This window comes from Acidovorax sp. HMWF029 (genome assembly GCF_003060895.1).
GTDB lineage: Bacteria > Pseudomonadota > Gammaproteobacteria > Burkholderiales > Burkholderiaceae_C > Acidovorax.
This window is the reverse complement of the sequence record NZ_QAIH01000046.1, coordinates 12,372-15,757: the sequence shown is the minus strand read 5'-3', so window position 1 is coordinate 15,757 and position 3,386 is coordinate 12,372. Positions and strand designations below refer to the sequence as shown.

The 3,386-nt window shown below is 66.5% G+C and carries 3 protein-coding genes and 1 pseudogene; 3 read left to right on the top strand and 1 reads right to left on the bottom strand.

The window, feature by feature from the left end; translation table 11 throughout:
• The 3 genes and pseudogenes from DBR12_RS22495 to DBR12_RS02805 all read left to right on the top strand — a co-directional run.
• Positions 1-100: pseudogene (locus tag DBR12_RS22495) on the top strand (ABC transporter permease); the annotation flags it as partial.
• A gap of 113 nt (positions 101-213) precedes the next feature.
• Positions 214-1,137 carry an ABC transporter permease gene (locus tag DBR12_RS02810; protein WP_108615853.1) on the top strand — a complete coding sequence of 308 codons (924 nt, stop codon included), beginning with the start codon at positions 214-216 and terminating at the stop codon, positions 1,135-1,137.
• Positions 1,138-1,156: 19 nt separating this feature from the next.
• Entirely contained in the window at positions 1,157-2,431 is a 1,275-nt protein-coding gene (locus DBR12_RS02805) for an amidohydrolase family protein (RefSeq protein ID WP_108615852.1), read from the top strand.
• A 58-nt stretch (positions 2,432-2,489) separates the two neighbouring features.
• Here the strand turns inward: DBR12_RS02805 and DBR12_RS02800 are convergent.
• Positions 2,490-3,386 (bottom strand): ABC transporter permease (locus DBR12_RS02800; protein WP_233244264.1); only part of this gene is annotated, 897 nt, incomplete at its 5' end.

Genomic DNA, 3,386 nt, shown 5'->3' with positions numbered 1-3,386 from the left:
GGGCGTGCCCACCTACATTGCGGATGTGATTGTGGCGACGTCGTTGATTGCGGTGCTGGTGGCGGGGTTGCTCACCCAATACCGCGTTCGCTGGAAGTGAGCGCAGCATGAAGCCCCATCCGCGCCAAAAATCAAGTAAAAAAGGCCGTCTCCGCGCGTCCACCATGCCTTTTAAGCTATCAAAATCAAAGCAAACCATGCCGGAGCAGACCTATGACTGAACTGCTCGACATCCTTGCCAACCCCGCGTTCTGGATTGCCACCCTGCGCGTGGCCACCCCGCTCATCCTGGGCACGCTGGGGGTGCTGCTGTGCGAACGCGCCGGGGTGCTCAACCTGGGCATTGAAGGGATCATGGTGGCTGGCGCCTTCACCGGCTGGCTCACGGTGTATGCCGGCCATGGGCTGTGGACGGGGGTGCTGGTGGCTGCGCTCACGGGGGCGGTGTTTGGCTTGCTGCACGCATGGCTTACCGTGGGGCTGGCGTTGTCGCAGCACGTGTCGGGGCTGGGCATCACGCTGTTGGCGACGGCGCTCAGCTACTACGGCTACCGCGTCAGCTTCCCCAAGGTCAACACGCCGCCCACCATCGAGCCCTTTGCGCCCATGGAATGGCTGGGCATTCCCATCCTGTCGGCACAGACACCGCTCACGCTGCTGGCGCTCTTACTGGTGCCGCTCCTTGCCTGGCTGCTGATGCGCACGCCGCTAGGCCTGGCCGTGCGCATGGTGGGCGAGAACCCGCAGGCGGCCGAAGGCCAGGGCATTTCAGTGGCGGCCACCCGCACGGGCGCCATCGTGGCAGGCTCAGCGCTGATGGGGGTGGCAGGGTCGTTCCTCACGCTGTCGGCGTTCAACGCGTTTTTCTTCAACATGATCAACGGGCGCGGCTGGATCTGCGTGGCGCTGGTGGTGTTTGCGTCGTGGCGGCCCGGCAAGGCGCTGCTGGGTGCGCTGCTTTTCGCCTTTTTTGATGCGCTGCAGTTGCGCCTGCAGCAGGCGGGCGATGCCTGGCTACCGTATCAGGTGTATTTGATGCTGCCTTACCTGCTGTCCATCCTGGCGCTGGTGCTGGTGGCGCGCAAAGCGGCCTATCCCCAGGCGCTGATGAAGCCGTACCGCAAGGGCGAGCGCTGACCCCACGGAACCTGAACCCATGCTTGATCTCCTCATCACCCACGCCACCCTGCCCGACGGGCGCCAGAACATGTCGATCGCCGTGCAGGGCGGGCGCATCACCGAAGTGACCGAAGGCTTGCAAGCCCCCGCGCACGAGACGGTGGACGCGGGCGGCCTGCTGGTCAGCCCCCCTTTTGTGGACGCACATTTCCACATGGATTCGACCCTGAGCTACGGCCAGCCGCGCGTGAACGAGAGCGGCACGCTGCTCGAAGGCATTGCGCTGTGGGGCGAGCTCAAGCCCACGCTGACGCACGACGCCATCGTGCAGCGCGCGTTGCAGTACTGCGACATGGCCGTGGCGCGCGGGCTGCTGGCCATTCGCAGCCATGTGGACACCAGCCACCCCAGCCTGCTGCCGGTGCAGGCCCTGCTGGATGTGAAGCAGCGCGTGGCACCCTACCTGGATTTGCAACTGGTGGCCTTCCCGCAAGACGGTGTGCTGCGCGCGCCCGGCGGGCTCGACAACCTGAAGCGCGCGCTGGACATGGGTGTGGACGTGGTGGGTGGCATCCCCCACTTCGAGCGCACCATGGCCCAAGGGGCCGAGAGCGTGAAGATCCTCTGCGAACTGGCTGCCGAGCGCGGCAAACGGGTGGACATGCACTGCGACGAGAGCGACGACCCGCACTCGCGCCATGTGGAAACCCTGGCGTATGAAACCCAGCGCCTGGGCCTGCACGGCCGCGTCACGGGCTCGCACCTGACCTCCATGCACAGCATGGACAACTACTACGTGAGCAAGCTCATCCCCCTGATGGCCGAGGCCGACCTGGGCGTGGTGGCCAACCCGCTCATCAACATCACCTTGCAAGGCCGCCACGACACCTACCCCAAGCGCCGGGGCATGACCCGCGTGCCCGAGCTGATGGCTGCGGGACTGACCGTGGCGTTTGGCCACGACTGCGTGCTGGACCCCTGGTACAGCGGCGGCAGCGCCGACATGCTGGAGGCCGCGCACATGGGGCTGCATGTGGGGCAGATGACCAGCCAGGCCGCCATGCGGCAGTGTTTTGATGCAGTGACGATGAACCCGGCACGCCTGCTGGGGCTGGAGGGCTATGGCATTGCGCCCGGCTGCCATGCCGACCTGGTGCTGCTGCATGCGCGCAACCCGGTGGACGCGATCCGTCTGCGGGCCGCGCGGCTGGGCGTGTGGCGGCGCGGCCAGCGCGTGGCCAGCAGCCCGGCGCCGGTGGCGCAAGTGCACATTCCAGGGCGGCCTGGCACTGTGAATTTCATGCCCAAATAGCCCCTTCCGCCCGTCTATCAAGCGCGTGCAGCTACATATTCAATAGCGCCCTGAACATTCATGCCATGCGCGCAATCGTCTTGCGAAACCGCGCCAGCGCCAGGCTGAACAGCACCGCCCCAATGCCCAGCAGCCACACCAGCGACGGCCACACCACCGCCCAGCCAGCGCCCCGGTAGAGGATGGCCTGGGCCAGTTCGGTGAAGTGCGTGGTGGGCGCCAGCGCCATGCCGTACTGCACCCACAGCGGCATGCTCTCGCGCGGGGTGACGCCGCCCGACAGCATCTGCAGCGGCATCATCACCAGCACCATCAGCAAGCCAAACTGCGGCATGCTGCGCGCCACCGTAGCCATGAAGATGCCCATGGACGTGGTGGCGAACAGGTGCAGCGTGGCGCCCAACAAGAACAGCGGCACCGAGCCCTCGATGGGCACGCCAATCGCCCAGCGGATCACCGCCGTGAGCGACACCCAGGTAGCGACCAGCACCACCAGCGCCATGGCCCAGACCTTGGCCAGCATGATCTCGCCGGGGGTGACGGGCATCACCAACAGATGCTCCACCGTGCCATGCTCGCGCTCGCGGATCAGCGCGGCGCCGGTGAGGATGATGGAGAGCATGGTCACGATGTTGATCAGCTCCATCAACGACCCAAACCACGCAGGGTTCAGCGCCGGGTTGAAGCGCGCGCGCACCGTCAGCTCGATGGGCTGGGCGGCCACGGCGCGGTCGCGCTGCACAAACTCGGCCACCTCCAGCTGCACAATCTGCTGCACCGCCCCATTGGCCACAAACGCCTGCCCCATGCGCGTGGCGTCGATGTTGAGCTGCACCTGCGGCACCCGGCCCGCCAGCACGTCGCGCTGAAAGTGGGCGGGGATGTGCAGCACCAGCGTGAAGCGGCCGGCGTCCAGCCCCGGGTCCACCTCGCGCATGCTGATCATGGCGGGGCT

What these genes read in the sequence shown, in the direction of transcription:
- DBR12_RS02805 (WP_108615852.1), top strand. Translation starts at nt 1,157, where the DNA reads ATGCTTGATCTCCTCATCACCCACGCCACCCTGCCCGACGGGCGCCAG.
- DBR12_RS02810 (WP_108615853.1), top strand. Translation starts at nt 214, where the DNA reads ATGACTGAACTGCTCGACATCCTTGCCAACCCCGCGTTCTGGATTGCC.